The organism is Nocardia sp. NPDC060220 (genome assembly GCF_042727815.1).
GTDB lineage: Bacteria > Actinomycetota > Actinomycetes > Mycobacteriales > Mycobacteriaceae > Nocardia.
Window position 1 is genome coordinate 1 of the sequence record NZ_JBHWZY010001174.1, and the last position, 1,701, is coordinate 1,701.

Consider the following 1,701-nt stretch of genomic DNA (forward strand, 5'->3'; position numbering starts at 1 on the left):
CCCCGCCCCCGCAGAAACGCATCGATCATCCCCCACACCAATTCGTGCACCCTGCTAACGAATTCTCCGGAATCCGGTTTCGCGTCACTCAGCCACAGATCAGTCAGCACGATCATCACACCGACGATCGCCCGCGCCAGATATTCGATCCCCTCGGCATCCAACGGAATCGAATCCGCGACCGCCCGAGCCCTTTCCGCGAAGCGACCCGCCACCGCACTGGCGAGGTCGTACTGGCCTGTCGCACCCTCACGATTCGCACTCGTCTGCGTCAGGAACCGGAAAACATTGGGGTGGGCCAGAATTCCGACGGCGTAATCGGTGAGCGCACGATCGATTGCGGCGTTGGGCGGCTGCAACAGCAGGGTCAGGTCGGTCCCCGTCGCCGCGAACGCCGAGTCGGCGAATCGCGTACCGATGGCGGCGTAGAGGTCACCTTTGTCGGTGAACCTCCGATACAGCCGCGGCTTCGTGATCCCGGCCTCGACCGCGAAAGCATCCATACTCGGATGAGGCCCGTCTCGATCGAGCACCCGAATCGCGGCGTCGACGATGACATCCCGGCTCACCGGCGGAGGTCGTCGACTGGCGCGGGTCACGGTCGAGAACGATACACGTACCAACAGTACGATCGGTTTTTTCCACACAACACAGGTGAACTGCTCTTTACAGAAAGCATCGCATACCGGCAGTATCGTTGTTCGTACCGGCAGTACGAACTTCCGGACATCGCATCGAAGGAGACGGTCCGTGTCGGATGCCCTGCGCCAACTCACCGCAACACTCGGCACCTCACCGCCACCCGACTTCGCCACCCTCACCCCCGACGAGCTGGCACTCCTCGACAACTACGTCCGCGCCGCCCTCGACCACCGCAAGGCCGCCCTCGACGACGCCCTCGACACCGGCATGCGCCTCATCCCCCGCCTGGCCCGCCCCGCCGTGAAGAAGGTACTCGGACTGTGACCGCGACCCACCACACCACCGTCGAACTAGCCAAACTAGCCCGCGTCCTCGACCGCGCCCCCGCCGACCTGGCCTTCCTCGCCACCCTCCCACCCGCGGCCCTCCGCGAATTCCGCGACCAGATCACCGATCTCACCGCCCGCCGCGAAGCCCGCCGCATGCAGCGAGTCGGCGCCGCCGCCAAGCTGGTCCCCGCCCCCATCGCCGCCAAGATCACCGAAGCCGCCTTCGGCCCCGTCCTCGCCGCCGCACTCGCCGGCTCCGTCGACCCAACCCGCGCCGTAGCCATCGCCAGCGCCCTCTCCCCCAGTTTCCTAGCCGACGCCACCCTCACCCTCGACCCCCGCCGAGCAGTCGAACTGATCGCCCAGGTACCCGGCCCGATGGCAGCAGCCGTCGCCAGCGAATTGATCAGCCGCGGCGACTATCTGACGATGGGCAACCTCGCAGGCTCGGTCCCCGACTCGGTCCTGCGCGCAGCCCTCCCCCACGCCTCCGACCTCGACATCCTCCAGGTCGGCTACTACCTCGAGGAAACCTCAGCAGCCGACCGCCTCCTCACCATCGTCACCGACCGAGTCCCCGGCGTCATCCGCGCAACCCACGACGCAGGCGAATGGCCCAAAGCAATCACCCTGTTAGCCCTCCTCGGCCCCACCGAACGCTCAAAACTGGCAGATGTCGTAGCCGCCCAAGACGACGAAGTCATCGACGGCCTACTCGCCGCAGTAGAAG

General features: G+C 66.1%; 2 protein-coding genes and 1 pseudogene. 2 read left to right on the top strand and 1 reads right to left on the bottom strand.

The genetic code is table 11. The annotated features are described in order from the left end of the window. Window positions 1-776, bottom strand: a 776-nt coding sequence (locus ACFWF3_RS34950; RefSeq protein WP_379318368.1) for a TetR/AcrR family transcriptional regulator, incomplete at its 3' end; no start/stop codon positions are given. On the opposite strand from ACFWF3_RS34950, the gene ACFWF3_RS34955 reads away from it, so the two are divergent. Together ACFWF3_RS34955 and ACFWF3_RS34960 are read left to right on the top strand one after the other, a co-directional pair. After that, entirely contained in the window at window positions 751-966 is a 216-nt protein-coding gene (locus ACFWF3_RS34955) for a hypothetical protein (RefSeq protein WP_379318370.1), read from the top strand. The genes ACFWF3_RS34950 and ACFWF3_RS34955 overlap by 26 nt on opposite strands. Beyond that, window positions 963-1,701 (top strand): annotated as a pseudogene (locus ACFWF3_RS34960) (hypothetical protein); the annotation flags it as partial. The gene ACFWF3_RS34955 and the pseudogene ACFWF3_RS34960, both read left to right, overlap by 4 nt.